The organism is Pseudomonas sp. LB-090624 (assembly GCF_003205205.1).
Classification (GTDB): Bacteria; Pseudomonadota; Gammaproteobacteria; order Pseudomonadales; family Pseudomonadaceae; genus Aquipseudomonas.
Genome location: NZ_QJRL01000007.1, coordinates 108,227 through 129,892 on the forward strand (window position 1 = coordinate 108,227; position 21,666 = coordinate 129,892).

The window sequence follows — 21,666 nt, forward strand, 5'->3', positions numbered from 1 at the left end:
CCCTGTTCTTCATTCGTTGCCATTGCTCAAACACAGAGTATTCCTGCCTATGAAAGTGCTGGTCGCAATCAAACGAGTGGTCGACTACAACGTCAAGGTTCGCGTCAAGGCGGACAACTCCGGCGTCGACCTTGCTAACGTCAAGATGTCCATGAACCCCTTCTGCGAAATCGCCGTGGAAGAAGCCGTACGCCTGAAGGAAAAAGGCGTTGCGACCGAGATCGTCGTCGTTTCCGTCGGCCCGACCACTGCCCAGGAGCAACTGCGTACCGCCCTGGCCCTGGGTGCCGACCGTGCCATCCTGGTCGAAGCCGCTGACGAACTGAACGCCCTGGCCGTGGCCAAGGCGCTGAAGGCCGTTGTCGACAAGGAGCAGCCGCAGCTGGTGATCCTCGGCAAGCAGGCCATCGACAGTGACAACAACCAGACCGGCCAGATGCTGGCCGCGCTCACCGGCCTCGCTCAGGGCACCTTCGCCTCCAAGGTTGAAGTGGCTGGCGACAAGCTGAATGTCACCCGTGAAATCGACGGCGGCCTGCAAACCGTTGCGCTGAACCTGCCAGCCATCGTCACCACCGACCTGCGCCTGAACGAGCCGCGCTACGCGTCGCTGCCGAACATCATGAAGGCCAAGAAAAAGCCGCTGGAGACCGTCAAGCCAGGCGATCTGGGCGTGTCCCTCGCCTCCACCAACAAGACCTTGAAAGTCGAAGCCCCAGCCGCCCGCAGTGCAGGTATCAAGGTCAGGTCGGTGGCCGAATTGATTGAAAAGCTGAAAAACGAAGCGAAGGTGATCTGATGAGCATTCTGGTAGTTGCTGAACACGACAATCACTCCCTCGCTGGCCCTACCCTGCACACCCTGGCCGCCGCTCGCCAGATCGGCGCTGACATCGTGGTGCTCGTAGCCGGACACGACGTGGCCGGTGTGGCGTTCGCCGCCGCGCAGTGCGCTGGCGTGAGCAAAGTGCTGCTGGCAGACGATGCCGCCTACGCCCATCAGCTTCCGGAAAACGTGGCGCCCTTGGTGGCCAACCTGGGCCGCGACTTCAGCCATGTGCTGGCGCCGGCCACCAGCAACGGCAAGAACCTCCTGCCACGGGTAGCTGCGCTGCTGGATGTCGACCAGATCTCAGAGATCATTTCGGTCGAGTCCGCGGACACCTTCAAGCGTCCAATCTACGCCGGTAACGCCATTGCCACCGTCCAATCCAGCGCTGCGGTAAAAGTCATCACCGTGCGCTCCACCGGTTTTGACGCCGTGCCGGCAGAAGGCGGCGGCGCGCCAATCCAGGCACTGGCCGGTGCTGCAGATGCAGGCCTGTCGGCAGTTGTCTGCGAAGCGTTGGCCAAGTCCGACCGCCCCGAACTGACCGCCGCCAAGATCGTGGTATCCGGCGGCCGTGGCATGGGCAACGGTGACAACTTCAGCCACCTGTATAGCCTGGCCGACAAGCTCGGCGCTGCGGTTGGTGCTTCGCGCGCGGCGGTAGACGCAGGGTTCGTGCCCAACGACATGCAGGTCGGTCAGACTGGCAAGATCGTCGCGCCGCAGTTGTACATCGCCGTGGGTATCTCCGGCGCTATTCAGCACCTGGCCGGCATGAAGGACGCCAAGGTCATTGTCGCGATCAACAAGGATGAAGAAGCACCTATCTTCCAGGTAGCTGATTACGGTTTGGTCGGCGACCTGTTCGAGATCGTACCGGAACTGACTTCGACGCTGTAAAGGACAATAAAAAATGAGCACACCTGCACCCCAAACATGGATTGGCCGTAGCGAGACCGTCCATGACTGCATCAGCCATAACCTGGTCAAGCGTATTGCCGCCACCTTGAGCGAGCCGGCACCCGCGCCGGGTGATGCCCTGCCCGCACTCTGGCATTGGGCGTTTTTTCAGGAGCCAGTCGAAGCGGCCGGCCTGGGTGGCGATGGCCATCCGGCGCGGGGCGGTTTTCTGCCCCCGGCGGATAACCGCAACCGCATGTGGGCCGGAGGACGCCTGGAATTCATCCGCCCGCTGCGGATCGATGCCCAGGTGTCCCGCCGCTCGACCATCCTCAATGTCGAGGAGAAGCACGGGCGTACCGGCTCCTTGATGTTCGTCACCGTGCAGCATGAATATGTGCAGGACGGCCAGCGGGCACTGCTCGAAGAGCAGGACATCGTCTATCGCGAGCCTTCGCCGCCCAAGCTCGGCGGCACCGAGCCGATGCCCCAGGGCGATTGGAGCGAAAGCGTGCAACCAGATCCGACGCTACTGTTCCGCTACTCGGCAGTGACCTTCAACGGCCATCGCATCCATTACGACTGGCCATACGTCACTGAAACCGAGGGCTACCCGGGGCTGGTGGTCCACGGCCCGCTGATCGCTACCCTGAACCTGCGTGCCTTCGTGCGCGCGAACCCGCAACTGAACGTCCGCCGCTTCAGCTATCGCGGTGTGCGCCCGCTGATCTGCCCGGATGCGTTCCACGTCGGCGGGCGGTTGACCGGTGACGGTAAGGCGCAGGTCTGGGCAGGTAATCAGGCCGGTCAGGCGCAGGTTGGCGAAATCGAATTCGCCCAAGGGGCACTCCCATGAGCGCTGATATCGTACGCAGTGCGCTGTTCGTGCCGGCTACCCGCCCCGAGCGCATTCCCAAGGCCTTGGCGAGTGGCGCCGACCGAGTCATCGTTGACCTGGAGGACGCCGTTGAAGAGGCCCTCAAGGAACAGGCGCGCGATAACCTTGAGCAGTTTCTCAGTGATCAGCCCCAGGCCCAGGTACTTGTGCGTGTCAACGCGCCCGGTCACTGGGCCCACGATGCCGACCTGGCGCTGTGCCAGCGCCACCCCGGCGTCGTCGGCATTTTGCTGCCCAAGGCGGAAACCGTCGGCCAGATCGAACGCGCACATGCCACCGGCAAGGCGGTGTGGCCGATCATCGAAAGTGCCAAGGGCCTGGCTGCGCTGCCCCTCCTGGCGGCAGCGACAGGCGTCGACCGTCTGTCGTTCGGCAGCCTGGATCTGGGCCTGGACCTCGGGCTGAACGTCGGCAGTGCCGCCGCCGGGCAGGTACTGGACCATGCCCGCTATGCGGTGTTGCTGCACAGCCGCGTCGCCGGGCTGGCTGCGCCGCTGGACGGCGTCTTCCCTGCCATCCAGGACACCGACGGGCTGCAGCGTCAGGTGCGCTTCGCCCGGGACATGGGCTTTGCCGGCGCCCTGTGCATTCACCCTGGCCAGGTCAGCGTGATTCACGCCGCGCTCAAGCCTTCGGCTACCGAGCTGGACTGGGCGCAGCGGGTGGTCGAACACGCTGAAACTGGCGCTGGCGTGTTCACCCTCGATGGCCAGATGGTCGACGCTCCCGTCATCCTGCGCGCCCGCGCCATGCTGCTCCAGGCCGGCTGACGCTCCCGTTATCGCCCCCGGCACCGCATACTCCTTCTGTTCTGACGCGCAGCGGCCTGCGGTACCGGGGGCATCTACCCAGAGAGGTGCCCCATGTGTCTGCTCACTGGCACACCCCGGTCCCGGCGCCACTGCAAACGCCTGCTCTGCCGGCTGCTGGGCGCACTGTCGAGGATGCCGGCCTATGCTTGAAGCTGCCCGTCCCAGCCCCTCCCCCCTGACCCAGGCTGCAACCGAACTGATGGTCGAGATGGGCTACACCGCCATGACCATGAGGAAGCTGGCCCTGCGCGTCGGTATTCTCCCCGGCAGCCTTTACCATCACGTCGATTGCAAACAGGATCTGCTGCTCAATGTCGTGCTCGATATCGTCGAGCGCCGCAAGCAGGCCTGGGCAAACCGCGCCCAACCTCAAGATCTGCATGCTTATGTGCGTTTTGCGCTGGCACGGCAAGTTGCCCTTCCCCAGGAGGAGATGATCCTTCGTCACGAAACCAGGCACCTGCAAGGCCGCCACCGGCTCTGGCTGGAGCGGGCAATGAGGCAACTGGCCGAGCCACTGCACCAGGTCATCGAGCGGGGTTGCGCTATCGGTCAGTACTGCGTACGCGACACAGCCCGGGCCGCCGTTGCGCTCCTGGCGATCATCGAGAGCGCCAATAGTCTGCGGGTTGGCAATACGGCCTTCGAGGAAGGATGGATCGAGCAGCACATCTTGCGTATGTGCAATGCCTTGCTGCAGCCCGGGCAATGCCCCGGTTGACGAACTGCCTTCAAGGTGAGTGGGGAATACATGCTCTGGCGGATCAGCACCCGCCAGAGCGTACTGCAAGCGGCACTAGGTATCGCGATGGTCACTGGCCTTCAGCCGTTGCCGGAACACATCGAACGCCTGCGGGTTGACCATACGTGGCCCTGGCTCACCGCGCAGGATCTGCAGAATCTGCTCAGCCGCCCACGCTCCCATGCGCTTGCGGGCCTCGCGGGTGACGCCTGCGGTGTGATAAAGGCCGACTACGTTTTCAAGGCCGAGCAAGGGGTGATCCAATGCCGGCGGCTCCTGGTCCCAAACGTCGATTCCCGCAGCGCCAAGATGACCGCAAGCCAACGCGTCATACAAAGCGGCCTCGTCATGCAAGCCGCCACGTGCGGTATTGATGAACACAGCCCCTTTGCGCATCGCCCCGAAAGTCGACGCGTTCATGAGGTTCAAGGTCGAAGCCAGACGCGGGCAATGCAGCGAGACCACATCACTGTGCTGCAACAGGCTCGGCAACGTACAACTGGCTGCGCCCCGCTGGCCGATCTGTTCCGCGCTCAGCAGAGGATCATGAGCAAGCACCTGCATGCCCAACGCCTGGGCTATGCGTGCGACACGGCTACCGATTTCACCGATACCGACCAGCCCCAAGGTCTTACCGCACAGCTCACTACCCATCAAGTCTTCACGCGAAAACCCGCGTTCCCGGCGCAGGCGCCGGTCCGATTCACTGATACGCCGCGCACAATCGAGCATCAGCCCAACCGTGGCCTCGGCCACAGATTGGGCGTTGGCGCCAGACTGGTTGACGACCAACACACCTGCGCGGGTGCAGGCTTCGACATCCACCGTGTCGAAACCGGCGCCATTGGTCGAGACACACAGCAGGTCAGGCAACTGGCACAGCAGCGCCTCGGTCACACACCACGGTCGCGGGAGTTCGTCCCGCGCCGAAGGCACCTGGTATACCTGGCAGCTGCGCAGCGCCTGCAGGATGACGGCAGGCGGCTGGTCACGGCCAACGGTTTGCAGCACGACATCGGGCGAAGCTTCGAGGATCTGGGCCATCACCGGGTGATACCAGACGTCGAAGCGCACGATCTTCTTCCTTTCAGCAATCATGCTCGCCTTGCCTCAGTGGCTGGGGTGGGTGGGTAGCGTTTTACGGCCCATGAACTTGCGTACGCCGATGTTCGCTTCGACCTTGCCGTCGCCATCGAGATAACCGTGTTTGCCAAGGTCTGGCATCAGCAGCGCCGACACCAGGGTGATGGCGCCGATGACCGCCACGTACAGGTAAAAGTACTGCTCCATCCCCAAGGACCGGAAGGTCAGCGCCACGTACTCGGCCGATCCGCCGAACATTGCGGCCCCCACGGCGTACGGCAGCCCTACACCCAGGGCGCGCACGGTCGGCGGATAGAAGTCGGCCTTGAGTACACCGGTGACCGGGGTATAGAAGGCTGCGATCAGCAACCCGGCGAGCACGAGCCCAAACGCGGCAAGCGGGTCCTGCACTGTCTTGATCGCGGACAGCAACGGGATAACCAGGAAGGTGGACAGCAGGCCGAACAAGATCATGTTGCGGCGCACGCCGATTTTGTCTGCGAGCATGCCGAACACCGGCTGCACCAGCATGAAGATCACCAGTGCAGAAGCCATGATGATGCTCACGGTGGGGGCCGGGATACCGACACTCACTACCAGGAACTTCTGCATGTACGCGGTAAAGGTATAGAAGTACAGCGAGCAGCCGATGGTGATGGTAAAGGTCAGCAACACCGCGCGCCGGTGCTGCATCAGGCCTCGGAGCGAGCCGGACTCCTTGCTCTTCATGCCCGCTTCAGTGGCTGTCTCGCGCATGGTGCGGCGCAGAATGACCACCACGATCGAAGCCAGCGCGCCGATCAGGAACGGTACCCGCCAGCCCCAGGCCTTCAGGTCCTGTTCCGACAGCACCAGTTGCAGTACCGCAACCGTCAGCAGCGCCAGCAGTTGCCCGGCGATGATCGTCATGTACTGGAACGAGCCGTAGAACGAGCGCCGCCCGGCGCGGGATACCTCACTGATATAGGTGGCGCCGGTGCCGTACTCGGCGCCTACCGATAACCCTTGCATCAGCCGCGCGATCACCAGCAGCACCGGCGCTGCGACACCCACCGTGGCATACGTGGGCATGACCGCGATCATCAACGAGCCGCCGCACATCATGAACACTGAGATGATCATCGAGATCTTGCGCCCTCGGGTATCGGCGATGTAGCCGAAAATCCAGCCACCCAGTGGACGCATGAAGAAACCGACAGCGAAGATACCGGCCGTGGCCAGCAGCTGGCTGGTCTGGTCGCCAGCGGGGAAGAACAGTGATGCGAAGTAGATCGAGGTGTAGGCGTAGATGAAGAAGTCGTACCACTCCACCAGGTTGCCGGAGCATACACCCACAATTGCGGTGGTGCGCTCTTTGCGCGTCAACGGACGTGCCGTGCTCATGTCTGCATTCATGATCGCTACCCTTGTTGTTATTTTTTTTTGCCAACTCGGGTACAGCTTTGCATAGCGTCGTTTTGGGGGAAGAGGTGCCACTGGTCTAACAGCTATGCCTGGCAGGCATGGCCCTCTACGCCGGGCTTTCGGGCCGTTTGTGCTGCAGATAGCGGCAGACTTCTTCAGCGACCCGGCCAAGGCAGCCTTTGAAAAAGTGGTCGGCGCCGGCGTACACCGATACGCGGCGTTGTTCGCCAGCGGCCCACCCCAGCAGGCCCGGCAGAGGCGCCATCTGGTCGCACTCGCCGTGCACCAGCAGGCAATCGTCGGGCAAGGCCGGCGCGGGATAATGGCGGCCCCCGGGCACATCGCCGACCGGCAGCCCCAGCAGGGCCAAGGCATCGAACGCTCCAGGCGATGCGCTGGCCAACCTGGCGAACACATGGGCGCCGAAGGAGAACCCAACCAAGGCGATGGGCAGCCCAGGCATCGTTGCAGCCATGTGCTGGAGCACCGCCAGGCTGTCCTCAGTCTCGCCGATGCCGCCAGCATGACTGCCCTCGCTCAACCCCACCCCACGAAAGCTCGGCCGCACCACCAGCCAGCCGCTGGCACACAACTGCCGGGCAAGGGTCACTGGCACGATGTGCCGGGGGCTGCCACCCAGCAGGGGTTGCGGATGGCTGACGATCGCCACGCCCTTCGGCGGGGTGGGTGGATGATCGAGCAGCAGGTGGAGCTTGCCCACCCCGCCATCGATCAGCAGCTCTTCACGGTCCAGTCGTGACATTGCAATTGACTCCTCGAGGGTTGGCGCTCACGCGGCCCTGCCCGGCAGTGAGCGCATGACCAGCAGTACCAGCACGACATTGACAACGGCCAGGGCAGCGAGCGTTGCCAGCACCCCCATGGCGCCAAAGTGCTGAAGCAGGTAGCCGCCGACCAGCGGCGTCACCGCCTGACCGATCAGCGAAGGACGCGACATCTTGCCCATCAGCGCCACGTACTGCGCCGGCGGCATCAGCGCCAGGGGCAGCAAACCCCGGACGATGGCCCGCAAGCCATTGCCGCAGCCGTAGAGCAACAGCCCCAGTGCCGTAGCGCCAGGCGCCAGGGCAACCAGTGCCACGCCCACGGCCACCAGAACCGAAGAAACCAATGCGGTCCAGATCGGGTGTCGCTTGCGGGCGACAATCTGCAGCACGCGCGATGCCACTTGGCTGGGCCCCAACAGCGCACTCAGCGCGATTGCCGTGGTCAGGCTGTGGCCCAACCCCTGCAGCACTGCCACCAGTTGCACCGAAACCGCGGTCATGATGATCGCCCCGATCGCGAAGATCCACATCAGCAACAGGTACAGACGTCGGTCGACGCTGACATCGGTCGCCGCTAGCGCAGGCTTGCTTTTTGACCCGTGCGACCCCGCCGGCAGCACCCAGAGGTACAGCGGCGCGACCACGACAATGAGCATCAGCGCATAAGCGTTACAGGTGACCCGCCAGCCGAATTGCTCGATTGCGAACGCTACCAGCGGCCAGGTGATGGTCGTGGCAAAACCAGAGATCAAGGTGATACCCGTGATCGCCCTGCCCGCCCGCTCGGCGTACAAGGCGCCAAGCGTGGCAAACAGGGCTTCGTAGAGACCAATGGCCATGCCGGCGCCAATGACGACCCAGGCCAGCAAGAACACTTGCAGGCTGTGCGCGTTGGCGACGATCAGCAGCCCGCCCCCCACCACGACTCCGCTCGCGGCCATCTGCAGGCGACCACCGTAGCGAACCACCAGGCGGCTCGCCAGCGGCGCCAGCAGTGCGGACACCATCAAGCCCAGCGACAGCGCGCCATACACCCAATGGCCATCCCAGCCAGTCTCGCGCAGGATGGGCTCACCCATGACCGCCAGGATAAAGAAGGACCCACCCCAGACCATGATCTGGAGTAACCCCAGGCACAAGATGCCGATGGGTCCGGGGAGACGTAGAGCAGCGTTCACAAACGGCCTTCATGTACGGAGGAGATCGACGCCGGTGATTACCGTCGCCGATGGGTGTCGAGGGGGCGCTGTTGCGCGCGAAGCCTAGCGCGGCGGCTCAAGTCTACTGGGATGAGCGAAGGCCTGCTATTGAATCCCGGCATTTCAGCTATGCCGGGCGACGCGGTGATGATCCTGTGCGCCGTACCGCTTCCAACACGTTGAACACCAGCATCCCAGTGACCATTGCCGCGACGAACACCCAAGCCTGCCAATAGGCCCCGGCCAGCAGCACCAGCGCAGGGCCGGGGCACAGGCCGGCCAGCCCCCAACCGCCCCCAAAGAGCAGGCTACCGCCGACCAGCCGGCGGTCGACGTCACGCCGCGTTGGCAATTGCATTTTTCCCCCCAGCAATGCCAGGGTGTGCCGCCTTGCCCACGCCATGGGCAGCAAGGCCACGCCTATGGCACCGACCATGACCAGTGCCAGCGATGGGTCCCACTGCCCGGCAAGGTCGAGAAACCCGAGGACCTTGGCAGGGTTTGCCATGCCGGACAGCAACAAGCCCATGCCGAACAGGGCGCCGGACAGAAAACCAATGAATCGCTGCATGTTACGTACCTGCCACAACATGACGAAGGAAATAGACGGTAGCAAAACCGGCGGCCATGAAACACAGGGTTGCCACCGCCGAGCGTGGCGACAACCGAGATAGGCCGCACACGCCATGGCCACTGGTGCAGCCTGCGGCGTAACGCGTACCGATGCCCACCAGCAACCCGGCCGCAATGAGCGATAACGGTGAGGCGGTGATATGCACCGGAGGCAACGTGGAAAAGAAGCGCCATAGCAGCGGCGCGGCGATGATGCCGAGCAGAAATGACGCTTTCTCGCCACGCCCTTCTTCGCCACGCTGCAACAACGAGCCGATCAGGCCGCTGATACCCGCAATACGCCCATTGGCCACGGCGAACAGCCCCGCGGCCAGGCCGATCATGGCGCCGCCTGCCAGCGCCGACCATGGGGTGAAATCGGTCATACCCAACTCCGAGCCATCGGTGTGAGATAGCGGCTATTGACGCTTGGCTTGCTGCAACTGTTGCAGCTGGTCCAAAGCCAGGGTTGCACGGCGCAGGGCCTCATTGGCGGTCTGCTCGTCCAGGGCGATACGGTAGCACACCTGGTCGGCGCGCAACTGGGCGGTGGCATTGTCCTGTGCCGACTCCAGGCGTGCCCGAGCAGCAGATAGCGTTGCATGTGCATACCCTCTTGCGTCTCGAGACACCCTGAGTATCGGTAATGCCACCCGCTGCGACCTGACATTTGTCAACCGCGTCGGCGGGCCCAGGAGTAGAAAACGGGAAGGCGCTATAGTGCCTGGCAGTCGTTATTGCAGTGCTGGCTGCCGTGCAGTCGGCCTGTTCAACCCGCCCCGGCCCGAGTAATGACAATGCTCACTGTCACGCTAATCAACATGCTGATCGTGATTCTGGTGGTGATCATTCACTACGAATGCCTGCTGCGCATGAATGACTGGCTGCCGCGCCTCAGGCTGTGGAGCCGGTTCCGTATCGTCGCGGGGGTGTTCGGCGCGTTGTTGGCCCATGCCGTGGAGGTCTGGTGCTTCGCCCTGGCTTATTACCTGATGGCCCATGCCGAGGGCTGGGGGACACTCAGCGGTAATTTTGACGGCAGCTTTCTGGACTGCGTGTATTTTTCCTTCACCACCTACACCACCATTGGCTTCGGCGACATCGCGCCTACCGGCCACCTCAAATACCTCACCGGCTTGCAGGCGCTCACGGGCCTGGTGCTGATCAGCTGGACCGCCTCGTTCCTGTTTCTGGAAATGCAGAAGTACTGGAAAGCCAAATGAACATCGAGCGATCACGCCAAGGCCAAGGCACCGCGGCGCGCCTGCGCGGGTGCGCTCATCAGGCGGCTGCGGTCAGGGCGTGGCGGCACTGCCTTGCTCGGGTAACAGATCGAACTGGGCAAGGCAGCGCTGCTCATCAGCCGGGGTCAACGCCCGCAGGCCGCTCACTTCCTGCAGCGGGGTGTTGAACAACGCCAGGCGGATCACCCCATTGCGGGCCATGAAGGTTTGCGCCAGGCAGGTGCAGACAGGCTTGCCGATCAACGCCGCAAGCTGCTCGTTTTGCGGTGCTTGCACCTGTGCCTGCAGGTTGGCCGAACAGTTTTCCACGATCTGCTCCACGGAGCGCCCGGCCAACCATAGGGTGGCACCGCCCAGCACCGCCAGGAGCAACAGCGTACCCATCAGCACGTTCGATTCCCGGGTGATCGACCGCAGGAATGCCAGCCTGGCCTGCCAGCCCGTCTCCTGGCCATTGAAAATGGCTTTGCCGACCGTGCGTTTCACGCCCCGCTGAACGGCCCAACCCAGCGCCACGCTCAATGCCAGCAAGCTCAGGAGCACGGCCGGATCACGCATGGGCATGCGCCAACTCGAGCTCAAGGCCTGGTAGACAGAGGCCGCGACGAGTAACACGGCGATGGCCACGATCCAGCCCAGGCTACCCCTGGGCCGGTGCATCCAGGCCCGGAGTTTCGCTCGTGCTTGCATGTTCATGACTACCTCCTGCGCCGGGGTTCAGCGCCCAGGGTCGATGGCTACGGTTTCCTGATATTCCGGCACGCACACCTGCCAGCCCAGCTCCAGGCTGATGCGCCGTCGCAGGGTGTCGGCGGCGTGTGGCTCACCATGGATGACGTAGGTTTGCCGGGGTGGCCGGGTGAAGCCACGCAGCCACTCCATGATCTCGTCGGCGTCAGCGTGGGCAGAAAGGTTTTCCATGGCATGCACCTGTGCCCGGATCGGCACGTCTTCGCCCTGCAGGCGTACGCTGCTGGCGCCGGCGACGATATCGGCGCCGCGCGTGCCTCCCGCCTGAAAACCAGAGAACAGGATGCTGTTGCGCGGGTTGGGTGCCAGCGCCTTCAGGTGGTGCAGCACCCGCCCACCGGTGGCCATACCACTGGCGGCAATGATTACCGCCGGCTCGCGCAGCTGGTCCAGGTGGCGGGACTCATCGACCGTACGGATGATCCGTGTGCCCTTGCACATCGCGGCGCACTCCGCTGCCGGTAGCCGATGCTCGCTGCGAAACTGCTGATAAAGCGCGGTGGCATCGGTGGCCATCGGGCTATTGAGGTACACCGGGATGTCCGGGATCAGCCGGTCGCGCTTGAGCTTGTACAGGTAATACATCAGCAGCTGGGCGCGGCCGACAGCGAATGAAGGAACCAGGACGATCCCATGGCGCAAAAGGGTCTGGTTGATGACCTGGGCCAGATACTGCTCGGTCGCTTCTGCCGGGTGCTGGCGATCACCGTAGGTGGACTCCACCAGCAGCACATCCGCCGTGCGGATCAATTCCGGCGCGCGCATGATGGGGTCTTGCGGCCTGCCCAGGTCACCCGAAAAGACCAAGGTCTGCCCCTCGGCACTGATCTGCACGGTCGCCGCGCCCAGGATATGGCCAGCCGTGCGCAACAGCAGGTGCATGCCCTCGGCGATCAGCGTTGGCTGATGCAGCTCCACCGGGCGCAACAATGCCAGCGCCCGCTTCGCATCCTGCTCGGTATAGAGCGGCCGTGCCGGCGTATGTTTGGAGTAGCCATGGCGATTGGCATGCTCGGCCTGCTCTTCCTGCAGCCGCGCACTGTCGAGCAAGAGCACTTCAGCCAGGGCGCAGGTAGCCGGGGTGGCATAGATCGGTCCGCTATAGCCTTCCCTGACCAATACTGGCAGGTAACCGCTGTGGTCGAGATGGGCGTGTGTGAGCACCACCGCATCCAGCGCCTTCAGTGCCGGTGGCAAGGGCTCCCAGTTACGCAGGCGCAATTGCTTGTAGCCCTGGAACAGCCCGCAGTCGACCAGGAGCCGCGTGCGGTCGCGGGTCAACAGGAATTTGCTGCCGGTCACTGTCCCGGTGCCGCCGAGAAAGGTCAGTTGCATGGCCAAGGCTCCTGGTTTTCGAACACATGGGGATGAACGGTCAGCACGCTGCACGGTGGGTGGCCGATGACGCGTTCAGTGGTGTCGCCCAGCAGCTTGTCCAGCCCTTTGGGCTGCACCACGCCCATCACCAAGACGTCTATCTCAAGTGTCGCGACCTGTTCGCGGATCACCTGCACCGGCCCGCCCTCCATGAAGTGCCGGCGGTCCTGCGCCACCCCTTCGGCCTCGGCCAACGCATCGAACGGTTGCTGAAGCGCCTCGCGCATCTCCTCGATCCATGCCTGGGTGACCGTCATGTCTGCCGCGAACACCCCGGCCAGGTTGTAGGCCGACAGCAGGTGCAACGCAGCACCGCACTGCAGTGCCAGTGCCTCGGCCACGTGAATCAGCCCCCGGTTGAAGCGCTGCTGAGCGTCCGGCGTCTCGCTGAAACAGGTATCCACGGCGACCATAATGCGCCGCGGCAGTGAAACAGCCGCCTTCGGTACGAACAGGGTCTGCCCCTTGCTGCCACGCATCAATGCACAGTCCAGCGGGGTGCCGAACAGCCGCGCCAGGGCCGAGGCGGGTTCGCAGTCCTTGATGACCAGGTCAGGCTGCAGTTCGCTGATGTAGTCGATGGCTTCGCTGCATGTATCGTCGACGGCGAGGCTGTCCACCGTCAGCGCCACACCGCTGCCGCGGTGCCGCTCGACCAGCGCGCGTATTTGCAGGCAATAGTGGTCGTACTGGCGTTTGATATCCGCCTCGTTCAGGCGCTCTTCGCGCAGCAGGTGCTCCTCACTCGGTTCGAACAGGCCCAGCACGTGCACGCTGGCACCGCTGACATGCGCCAGCGCCAGCCCCCTGCGCAGCGCCGCCGAATGGGGGTTGACCTCGGTAAGCAGCACCAGCAGTTGTCGATATTGACCCATGGTGAACCTCCGGGCTTGCGCGGCTGGTAGGTGATGAAAAGGATTCTCCGGGTGCGGCTGTGCTGGCGTTTGATGCAGATCAGAAACACATGATCCGCCCCGAACTTGACCTGCGCGCTTGAAAACAAGGCCCTTGCGGGCCTTGTGCCCTACCCCCGGGAATGCTCGGGGGAAATCACCAGCACACTGCTGGACAAGCGATGCAATACCCGCTCGGCAGTGCTGCCAATGAACCAGCCGATGCCGTGGTGGTGATAACTGCCCATGACCAGTACGTCGATATCGTTGTTGTCCATGAACACTCCCAGGACCTTGGTCGGGTCACCTATGCGCATGTGCCGGTGCTCGACGGCTATGCCATTGCGCTCGGCAAGGGCCTGGAAGGCGTCGCTCTGGGCTTCGTGGAGCGTCCGGGCGAGGTTGGAATCGAAGAGGAACGAATGCTCCCGGCTGCCACCGGCGTCCAGGTACATGGAACCCAGGTCGTAGGCATACAGCAATTCGATCTGCGCGCTGCACTGCAAAGCCAGTTTCAGCGCCTCGCTGATGATCTGGTCATTGAAGCCTTCGAACTGATCCTCGGGCCGGGTCAGGTCCACGGCCGCCAGGATCCTGCGCGGTAATGCATGGCTGGCCTTGTGCACCAGATGCAGCGGGATGCGGGTTTCACGCAGCAGCTGGATATCCAGGGAGGTGAACATGGCGCGCATCCACCAAGGCTCATGCTCGAGTTCCTTGATCAGCAGGGCGAACGGCTGTTCGCGCAGGTGCACCAGAATCTCGTTCAAGGGATGCTGCACCCACACCACTTCGGTGGTGACCGTGACACCGTTACGCCGCATCGGCTGAGCCTGGCTTTCCAGCCACTCCCGATGTTGCAGCACGTAGCCGTCGCGCATCACCGCCAGTGCCTGGTCATTTACCAGGCCCGCCGTGGCAAGCCCTTCCACATAATCGAAAGCCACGATGTGCAGCGCCATGCCCTTGGCCTTGGCCAAGGCCGCGGCTCGGTCGTAGACGGGGGTTCGACGCATCAGGGGCGATGCGATCAACAGCAGTCTTTGCGGGGTTTCCATGGCACACCTCTACGATTGCGATAGGTATCCCAAGCATCGTTCACCCGTGCTCTGCAGACTTGACGTTTGTCAACTGACGCCCCACGGACCAACGGTCTCTCCCGCAGCACACAAACTTGACGTGGATCAACGATTCGCCCCTTGCAGGGCGCACGCTACTTCCATACCAACAACAATCTCCAGTCCCGGAGGCGTGCCATGGCGCTCGTAGGCAAATGCGGCGTGGATGTGGCGATCAGGCCTTGAGCCTCGTGCGTTGCCGGCAGGGATGCCTTTGTTTGCATTGTTGCGCAGTTTTTTGCCCATGCATGCTCCGGAGGCACCCATGAAGGTCTACGTCGAGAACAACACCGAACAGCACCGCTGCTGGGTCCGCATGGACAAGTGGCGGGTCAGTTTCAGCACGGCAGCTGAAGCCCAACAGTTTGTCGAGCGGCTCAACGCCCGCCTCAACGCCCCCCATTCGCTGGACATGCTGGCAGGTTGGTCGCCCCGTTCAGGCGTGACAACCCACGCGGATGTGCGATGTGCGAGGGGGGCTTGAACATGTCTGGCCAACTGAAAGTCACGCTGCTCGAGCAGCCAGCTACGTCGCGCACGTCCCCGCCGATTCACCTGAGGCCACTGGTCACGTTGTGTCGCGATTGTCGGGTCAGCGGCCTGTGCCTGCCCACCGGTCTGCCCCTGCATGACAACAGCTGCCTGGGCGCGCTGATCGGGCCACGCATGCGCATCCGCAAAGGCGCAGCGCTGTTCAACGCCAATGACCCCTTGACCACGCTGTACGCCGTGCGCTGTGGCAGTTTCAAGACCAGCATGAACAGCGCCGAAGGCCAGGGCGTTGTGATCAACTTCTGGATGCCGGGTGACGTGCTTGGCCTGGACGCCATCGCCACCGACCGCCACGTCTGCGACGCCATTGCCCTGGAAGACAGCGAAGTGTGCCCGGTCCCGTACCGTCGCCTGCAAGCGCTGGCGCGCGACTTTCCGGTATTGCAGCAAAGCCTGAACCGCTTGATGAGCCGGGAGATCGTGCGGGAGCACGAGCGCGTGCTGATGCTGTGCAACCTCACCGCCGAGCAGCGCCTGGCCAGTTTCATGATCGGGCTGTCCGGGCGCTTCGTCACCCGGGGCTACTCCGCCCATGGCTTCATGTTGCGCATGTCACGCGAGGATATCGCATCGTACCTGGGCCTGCGCCTGGAAACCGTATGCCGGTCGGTCGCCCGCTTGCGTGCGCAAGGTATCCTCGACCTGCGCGGCAGGCTGGTGGAAATACTCGACATGCCCGCATTGATAGCGCTTCAGCAGGGTGACCCGGGCAGTGAACGCAGGCAAACCTTGAACGCGCCCTGCTCGACAGGCTGAAGTTAGCCACGGCGTCGTGTCGCGGCGCAAGGATGACGCCCAACTGCACCGCTCGTCGTGCCATCAATGGATTGGAACCAACACCGTAGGGCCAGATCTTTCGAACCGGTATGAGCACTCTCAACTGCAGGAGCTTCTACCATGCGAGACTTCCCTACTCCCCCCTTCCCTTCACAGCCCCAGGAGGTACCCGGTTCGCAACGCAAGATGGAGCCCTACCCTGATTGCGGAGAGCAGTCGTATACCGGCCACAATCGTCTGGAGGGCAAAATAGCCTTGATCACGGGTGCTGACAGCGGGATTGGCAGGGCTGTAGCCATTGCCTATGCCCGCGAAGGGGCCGACGTGGCCATCGCCTACCTCGACGAGCACGAAGACGCGCAAGAAACCGCACGATGGGTCGAGTCCGCAGGCCGGCAATGTCTCCTGCTACCTGGCGACCTGGCGCAAAAACAGCACTGCTATGCCATCGTCGAAAAAACCGTCGAACAGTTCGGTCGTATCGACATCCTGGTCAACAACGCAGCCTTTCAGATGGCTCACGAGAACTTGGAAGACATCGACGATGAGGAATGGGTGAAAACTTTCGATACCAATATCACCGCCATCTTCCGGATCTGCCAGGCCGCCTTGCCATCGATGCCCAGGGGCAGCTCGATTATCAACACCAGCTCGGTGAACTCCGACGATCCTTCTCCCGCCCTGCTGGCCTATGCCGCCACCAAAGGCGCCATCGCCAACTTCACCGCTGGCCTGGCCCAATTGCTGGGCAAAAAGGGAATCCGGGTCAACAGCGTGGCCCCTGGCCCCATCTGGACGCCCTTGATCCCGTCAACCATGCCAGACGAGGCGGTGAAGAATTTCGGTTCCAGCTATCCCATGGGGCGACCAGGGCAACCCGTGGAAGTCGCGCCGATCTATGTACTGCTGGGTTCTGATGAGGCCAGCTATATCAGTGGGTCGCGTTACGGTGTCACTGGCGGTAAACCGATACTTTGACGGCCATGAGGCTCGCCAGACAGGCGAGCCCTTCCTCAGCTTCAGCACAACAACTGAGATTACCTGCCCACACAACCTGTGCGCTGGCGCTCCAGGTCTGGTCGATCACGCTGGGCGCGGTCCCAACATCGCATGAACATTGGCAACCAGTTCCTCGACAGCAAACGGCTTGGTCAGCACTGCCGACCCATCCCGCAGGAGGCCATCCTCGAACACCGAAGGGCGCGAATAACCGGTCATGAAGATAACGGGCAAGCCTTGGCGGGCCTTGCGCCCGGCGGCTGCCATCTCACGGCCATCGATGTCGCCGGGCAAGCCAATATCGGTCACCAGCAAATCGATGCGTGTGTCTGAAACCAGTACCTGCAGGCCAGCCTGGCTGTCAGCCGCCTCGATGACCGTGCACCCCAGACCGCTGAGCACATCACTGACAAACAAGCGCACGGACGGCTCGTCATCGACAATCAACACGGTGCGGTCTGGCCAGCTGCTGGAGAAATCAGAGTGATGCACTGCGCGACCGGCGGGCTCCGCTTGGCCCATGGCAGCGGGTAGCGAAAGCTCGACGCGCGTCCCCTCACCCTCTCGTGAAAAGATCCTGACTTGCCCCCCGGACTGTTTGGCAAAACCATAAACCATCGACAGCCCCAACCCCGTGCCTTCGCCGATGGATTTGGTGGTGAAGAACGGATCGCACGCTTTCGACAGCGTTTCGGCAGACATGCCCACGCCATTGTCAGTCACACTGATGGTCAGGTAATTACCGGGCTGGAGCTCGGTATCCAGCTCCGGGCCTGCCACGAGGGTATGGTTGGCGGTCACAATCGAAATCTTGCCGGCCCTTTTACCAATGGCATCGCGCGCGTTGATACAGAGGTTCAACAGCGAATTTTCGACCTGGACCGGGTCTACCAGACAGGTGGCCATTGGCGCATTCAAGTCGACCGTCAGGGAAATCGACGGGCCGACGGTGCGGCAGACAAGGTCCTGGAGCCCTCCAATCAACCCATTCACATCCATGCAGACTGGCTGCAACGGCTGACGGCGAGAGAATGCCAACAACCGATGCGTCAGCGCGGCCGCCTTTTGCGCCGCATGGTGCGCAACCGCGATGTAACGTTCGACATCCTCAGCGCGCCCTTGCTTGCCGCGCAAGCGGGCCAGGTCCAGGCTGCCGATGATTCCGGCCAGCAGATTGTTGAAGTCGTGGGCAATGCCCCCTGTGAGCTGGCCTATGGCCTCCATTTTTTGCGCATGACGCAGCGCCTCCTGTGCCGCCTCCCGCTGGGCCACCGCCTCACTGACCCGGTCCTCCAACGTGCGGTTCAGATTCAGGAGCGCCGCCTCGGCTCGTTTTCGGGCAGACACGTCAATGGAGGAACCGATCAGCCCTATGACCTGCCCGACCTCATCGACGAGCGGGGCTTTGACCGATAACCAAGTGGTCTCCGAGCCATCGGGCATGTCGACCCGCTCCTCGATCTGCACCGCCTTGCCGCCACGCATTACCTGCCGGTCTGTCTCCATCACCTGGCGTGCCTGGGCTTTGTCTTCGAGAAACTCGAGATCGGTCTTGCCCAGGTAAAATTCAGGGGGTTTGCCAATCAGCTGGGTCGCCCCATGGTTGGCAATGAGCATCCTGCCTTCAAGATCCTTTGCGTAGACCACACCTGGCACGGCAGCAGTGAACGTGCGCAACAGCGCCGACACTCGATCCCGCTCTGCCTCGGCAGCCCTGCGCGACTCGATGTCCATGAGCACGCCCGGAAAGCGAACGGCTTGCCCGGTTTCATCCAGTTCAGCATGACCGTTGGCTTCGATCCAGTGGTAGATACCGTCCGTGTTGCGCACCCGGTACTCACAGCGAAACGCACCGCCTCGTGCCATCGCATCCTGGATATCGCGATGAACACGCTCACGGTCTTCCGGGTAGATTGCGGTAAAAGCTTCGGCTATCGGAATGCCCGCCTCACACATCTGGGCAGGTATCCCGAACGAGCGGGAGAAGCGTTCGTCGGCTGTCACCCGATCATTGGGAATATCCCACACCCAGGTGCCCACGACAGCAGCGGCTTCCAGCACAAGCCGCAGTTTTTCCGAGGAATCATCTGCGACAGGGAGCATTTCAGAACCGGCATTCAGTGCCGGCTGTGCAGCAACCCCGTCTTTATCCATGATTCACCTCGAGTAGAGCTTCAAAATACTGGCAATGACGGCTGAGCGCCCCCGTCAAGCCCCACATGACGGGGGCTGCGGCCCAAGGACCAGGCTGTAGACGAATGTGTACACAGACTGAGACACGAGTGCAATGCATTCGACCACCAGGAGCGGAAAACAATTCAATTGCCTGGCGCTCACGGCTTCAGCGCCTCAACCCACACCAGTCGGCCCATCCAGCACCTGCCTGACCCGGCGCGCGAGGTCGTGGGGTTGGCAGGGCTTGGAAATGACTTCAAACTCCGAGCCGCCGATGTCGGTACGTTCGATCGAGTTTTCGGCATAGCCAGTCGTCAGCAGAACCTTTATCTGCGGTTGCAGGCGGCGCACCTCACGGGCCAGCATCACACCATTCATCCCGCCGGGCATGATCAGGTCGGTGAACAGTAGGTCGTAGCGTTCCCCGGCCTGCACAAGCTTTAACGCTTCACGCGCATTGAGCACCATATCGGCGGCGTAGCCGTAGTCTTCAAGCACCATCTTTGCCAGCTCGGCCACATCTGGCCGGTCTTCGACAATCAGGATGCGCTCGGTGCCCCCACTCCGTTCAACCACCTTTACCGGCTGCTGCTGTACAATATTGGCCTCGTCTACCGGGAAGTACAGGCGCAATGTCGTGCCCTCACCCTCTTCGGTATAGATGCGGGCAGCCCCACCGGACTGCTTGGCAAAGCCGTACACCATCGACAGGCCCAACCCTGAGCCTTTGCCTTCTTCCTTGGTAGTGAAGAATGGGTCCATCACCCGATCACGGATGCTGGCCGGCATGCCGATGCCATTGTCGGTGACCGACAGGCTCACATAGCTGCCTGGCAACAGGCCATCAAAGGAAAGGTTGATGTCGGTGACCATCACGTTGCGGGTTTCAATGAACACGTGCGGACGCTTGCGCCCTATGAGGGCATCCCGCGCATTCATGAAGATGTTGAGCAGCGCCACCTCCGCCTGCGTCGCGTCGATCCGGCAATTGCGCAGGTTGGCTTCGAAGTCGAATTCCACCCACACATCGCTGCCGAAGGTACGCTCCATCATGGGTCGCATATCCTCGACCAGATGATTCAGGTTGAGTACGCGTCCATGCAGTTTTTGCTTGCGCGCGAAAGCCAGCAGTTGCTTGGTCAAGGTGCTGGCGCGTTCCACTGCCGACTGGGCATGGCCGACGCTGCGCCGGATCCGGTTAAGATCCACCTGGGTCTTGTCTGCTTCGCTGGCGATCAACCCCAGGTACCCACCCATCACCTGCAGCAGGTTGTTGAAATCGTGGGCGATGCCGCCCGTCAGTTGCCCCAGCGCTTCCATTTTCTGCGCCTGGCGCAAGGCGTCTTCGGCGTCCCGCCGGCGGCTGACGTCCAACTGCGAGGCAAAGTAGTAGATCAGTTCGCCGCGCTCGTTGAAGATCGGGGAAATGAACAGTGCATTCCAGAAACTGGAACCATCCTTGCGGTAGTTGAGGATTTCAGTGGCGATGTCCACGCGCGCGTTGATGGAATCGCGCAGGGCGTCGATGACCGAACGGTCGGTTTCAGGGCCTTGCAGGAACCGACAATTACGCCCGATGATTTCCGCCAAGGCATAACCAGTCATTTCCAGAAAAGCCCGATTGGCGAAAATGATGGGGTTGTCGTCACGATTCGGGTCGGTGACGATCATTGGCATCCGGGTGGTTTCGACAGCTGCGAAGAACATGTCGTGCGGCAGCTGTGAGATGTCCCCTGATGCCTGGTTGCTGACGCGCGCCTTCGTGCTGCTCACGGGGAACTCCTCGATGATGGTTGATATCCGTCCCATCTGGACAGCCACCACGGGCAAGTTGCTCACCCATGTCAGCCGCGGTTGAAACCCGGACGGTTGCAGGCATGTCGACTCATTATCGCCTCGCTTAGTTTCCCGCCCGGCCATTTGCAGCGTGCAGGAGCAGCCGTGCCTGCGCTGATCAACCGCATTGAACCTTGCCAGTTGCAGCCAGCTCAACTGTTCGCAACCGTGACTTTCCCAGCCCACTGAGAGGTGTCGCATGAACGCTATCGAACTGCTGATCCAGGACCACCAACTGGTGAAAAAATTGCTCGAGGAACTGTCCTCAACCACCGAGCGCGCAGTCAAGAAACGCGCCGAACTGCTTGCGCGTATCAAGCAGGAGGTGAGCATTCACACGGCGCTGGAAGAAGAAATCCTGTACCCGGCGATCAAGCAGGCCGGGGGTAAGGAAGAAGCAAAGATGTACTACGAAGCCAAGGAAGAACACCGTACCGTGGACTCGTTGGTGATTCCCGACTTGCTGCATACCGAAACCGGGACCGTGGAATTCGCCGGTCGGGTCAAGGTAATGAAGGAACTGCTGGAGCATCATATCGAGGAGGAAGAAAACGAGCTGTTCCCGACGGCCCGCAAGTTGCTGGGCAAGCAGGAACTTGAAGAGATGGGGCATGCCATGGAAGCGCAGAAGAAACTGCTCAAGGGTGAGCAGCGGGCAGCATGAGCCTCACCTGCGCGC

Annotated in this window: 24 protein-coding genes; 10 read left to right on the forward strand and 14 right to left on the reverse strand. The window is 62.3% G+C overall.

The window, feature by feature from the left end:
* The first annotated feature begins 49 nt into the window (after nt 1-49).
* From DMX11_RS09920 to DMX11_RS09940, 5 genes are all read left to right on the forward strand, one after another.
* A complete protein-coding gene (locus tag DMX11_RS09920; protein WP_110744364.1) occupies nt 50-799 on the forward strand; it encodes an electron transfer flavoprotein subunit beta/FixA family protein in 750 nt (249 codons plus the stop codon).
* Nucleotides 799-1,728 carry an electron transfer flavoprotein subunit alpha/FixB family protein gene (locus tag DMX11_RS09925; protein ID WP_110744365.1) on the forward strand — a complete coding sequence of 310 codons (930 nt, stop codon included), beginning with the start codon at nt 799-801 and terminating at the stop codon, nt 1,726-1,728. Before DMX11_RS09920 ends, DMX11_RS09925 begins: the two co-directional genes overlap by 1 nt.
* A 13-nt stretch (nt 1,729-1,741) precedes the next feature.
* Entirely contained in the window at nt 1,742-2,584 is an 843-nt protein-coding gene (locus DMX11_RS09930; RefSeq protein ID WP_110744366.1) for a MaoC family dehydratase N-terminal domain-containing protein, read from the forward strand.
* Nucleotides 2,581-3,396: a CoA ester lyase gene (locus tag DMX11_RS09935; RefSeq protein ID WP_110744367.1), complete on the forward strand. Its 816-nt coding sequence runs from the start codon at nt 2,581-2,583 to the stop codon at nt 3,394-3,396. Before DMX11_RS09930 ends, DMX11_RS09935 begins: the two co-directional genes overlap by 4 nt.
* Before the next feature lie 184 nt (nt 3,397-3,580).
* Entirely contained in the window at nt 3,581-4,159 is a 579-nt protein-coding gene (locus DMX11_RS09940; protein WP_158286171.1) for a TetR/AcrR family transcriptional regulator, read from the forward strand.
* Between the two features lie 75 nt (nt 4,160-4,234).
* On the opposite strand, the gene DMX11_RS09945 is transcribed toward DMX11_RS09940, so the two are convergent.
* The 7 genes from DMX11_RS09945 to DMX11_RS09975 form a co-directional block, all read right to left on the reverse strand.
* A complete protein-coding gene (locus DMX11_RS09945) occupies nt 4,235-5,278 on the reverse strand; it encodes a hydroxyacid dehydrogenase (protein ID WP_110744369.1) in 1,044 nt (347 codons plus the stop codon).
* 12 nt (nt 5,279-5,290) lie between these two features.
* Nucleotides 5,291-6,646 (reverse strand): MFS family transporter, encoded by a 1,356-nt coding sequence (locus DMX11_RS09950; protein WP_110744370.1) that lies wholly within the window; start codon nt 6,644-6,646, stop codon nt 5,291-5,293.
* Between the two features lie 127 nt (nt 6,647-6,773).
* Entirely contained in the window at nt 6,774-7,430 is a 657-nt protein-coding gene (locus tag DMX11_RS09955; RefSeq protein WP_110744371.1) for an alpha/beta hydrolase, read from the reverse strand.
* Nucleotides 7,431-7,457: 27 nt separating this feature from the next.
* Complete coding sequence (locus tag DMX11_RS09960) at nt 7,458-8,633, reverse strand: MFS transporter (RefSeq protein ID WP_110744372.1); 1,176 nt, start codon at nt 8,631-8,633, stop codon at nt 7,458-7,460.
* A gap of 148 nt (nt 8,634-8,781) precedes the next feature.
* Entirely contained in the window at nt 8,782-9,225 is a 444-nt protein-coding gene (locus tag DMX11_RS09965; RefSeq protein WP_110744373.1) for a DUF6691 family protein, read from the reverse strand.
* A gap of 1 nt (nt 9,226) precedes the next feature.
* A complete protein-coding gene (locus tag DMX11_RS09970; RefSeq protein ID WP_110744374.1) occupies nt 9,227-9,652 on the reverse strand; it encodes a YeeE/YedE family protein in 426 nt (141 codons plus the stop codon).
* A gap of 33 nt (nt 9,653-9,685) precedes the next feature.
* The gene (locus DMX11_RS09975) at nt 9,686-9,898 is read right to left on the reverse strand and encodes a hypothetical protein (RefSeq protein WP_110744375.1); all 213 of its coding nucleotides are present in this window, start codon (nt 9,896-9,898) and stop codon (nt 9,686-9,688) included.
* A gap of 165 nt (nt 9,899-10,063) precedes the next feature.
* Here DMX11_RS09975 and DMX11_RS09980 point away from each other — a divergent pair, with 165 nt between their 5' ends.
* Nucleotides 10,064-10,489, forward strand: coding sequence for a potassium channel family protein (locus DMX11_RS09980; protein WP_110744376.1), 426 nt, complete (start codon nt 10,064-10,066; stop codon nt 10,487-10,489).
* Nucleotides 10,490-10,561: 72 nt separating this feature from the next.
* Here the strand turns inward: DMX11_RS09980 and DMX11_RS09985 are convergent, their stop codons facing one another.
* The 5 genes from DMX11_RS09985 to DMX11_RS25860 all read right to left on the reverse strand — a co-directional run bounded on the left by DMX11_RS09985 (nt 10,562) and on the right by DMX11_RS25860 (nt 14,894).
* A complete protein-coding gene (locus DMX11_RS09985) occupies nt 10,562-11,206 on the reverse strand; it encodes a hypothetical protein (RefSeq protein WP_256590568.1) in 645 nt (214 codons plus the stop codon).
* Nucleotides 11,207-11,227: 21 nt separating this feature from the next.
* Entirely contained in the window at nt 11,228-12,595 is a 1,368-nt protein-coding gene (locus tag DMX11_RS09990) for an MBL fold metallo-hydrolase RNA specificity domain-containing protein (protein WP_110744377.1), read from the reverse strand.
* Nucleotides 12,586-13,512, reverse strand: a complete 927-nt coding sequence (locus tag DMX11_RS09995) for a universal stress protein (RefSeq protein WP_110744378.1) — start codon at nt 13,510-13,512, stop codon at nt 12,586-12,588. Before DMX11_RS09995 ends, DMX11_RS09990 begins: the two co-directional genes overlap by 10 nt.
* A 149-nt stretch (nt 13,513-13,661) precedes the next feature.
* A complete protein-coding gene (locus DMX11_RS10000) occupies nt 13,662-14,588 on the reverse strand; it encodes a universal stress protein (RefSeq protein WP_110744379.1) in 927 nt (308 codons plus the stop codon).
* A gap of 126 nt (nt 14,589-14,714) precedes the next feature.
* Entirely contained in the window at nt 14,715-14,894 is a 180-nt protein-coding gene (locus tag DMX11_RS25860) for a hypothetical protein (RefSeq protein WP_146230348.1), read from the reverse strand.
* A gap of 19 nt (nt 14,895-14,913) precedes the next feature.
* Here DMX11_RS25860 and DMX11_RS10005 point away from each other — a divergent pair, with 19 nt between their 5' ends.
* The 3 genes from DMX11_RS10005 to DMX11_RS10015 all read left to right on the forward strand — a co-directional run bounded on the left by DMX11_RS10005 (nt 14,914) and on the right by DMX11_RS10015 (nt 16,955).
* Nucleotides 14,914-15,132: a hypothetical protein gene (locus tag DMX11_RS10005; protein WP_110744380.1), complete on the forward strand. Its 219-nt coding sequence runs from the start codon at nt 14,914-14,916 to the stop codon at nt 15,130-15,132.
* Nucleotides 15,133-15,134: 2 nt separating this feature from the next.
* On the forward strand, nt 15,135-15,956 hold the full coding sequence (locus tag DMX11_RS10010) for a helix-turn-helix domain-containing protein (protein WP_110744381.1): 822 nt from the start codon (nt 15,135-15,137) through the stop codon (nt 15,954-15,956).
* Between the two features lie 141 nt (nt 15,957-16,097).
* Nucleotides 16,098-16,955: an SDR family oxidoreductase gene (locus DMX11_RS10015; RefSeq protein WP_110744382.1), complete on the forward strand. Its 858-nt coding sequence runs from the start codon at nt 16,098-16,100 to the stop codon at nt 16,953-16,955.
* Nucleotides 16,956-17,060: 105 nt separating this feature from the next.
* Here the strand turns inward: DMX11_RS10015 and DMX11_RS10020 are convergent, their stop codons facing one another.
* Both DMX11_RS10020 and DMX11_RS10025 read right to left on the reverse strand, forming a co-directional pair.
* Nucleotides 17,061-19,130, reverse strand: coding sequence for a PAS domain-containing sensor histidine kinase (locus DMX11_RS10020; protein ID WP_110744383.1), 2,070 nt, complete (start codon nt 19,128-19,130; stop codon nt 17,061-17,063).
* A 195-nt stretch (nt 19,131-19,325) separates the two neighbouring features.
* Nucleotides 19,326-20,924, reverse strand: coding sequence for a histidine kinase famiy protein (locus DMX11_RS10025; RefSeq protein ID WP_110744384.1), 1,599 nt, complete (start codon nt 20,922-20,924; stop codon nt 19,326-19,328).
* Nucleotides 20,925-21,186: 262 nt separating this feature from the next.
* On the opposite strand from DMX11_RS10025, the gene DMX11_RS10030 reads away from it, so the two are divergent.
* A complete protein-coding gene (locus DMX11_RS10030) occupies nt 21,187-21,651 on the forward strand; it encodes a hemerythrin domain-containing protein (RefSeq protein ID WP_110744385.1) in 465 nt (154 codons plus the stop codon).
* The last annotated feature ends 15 nt before the right edge of the window (nt 21,652-21,666 follow it).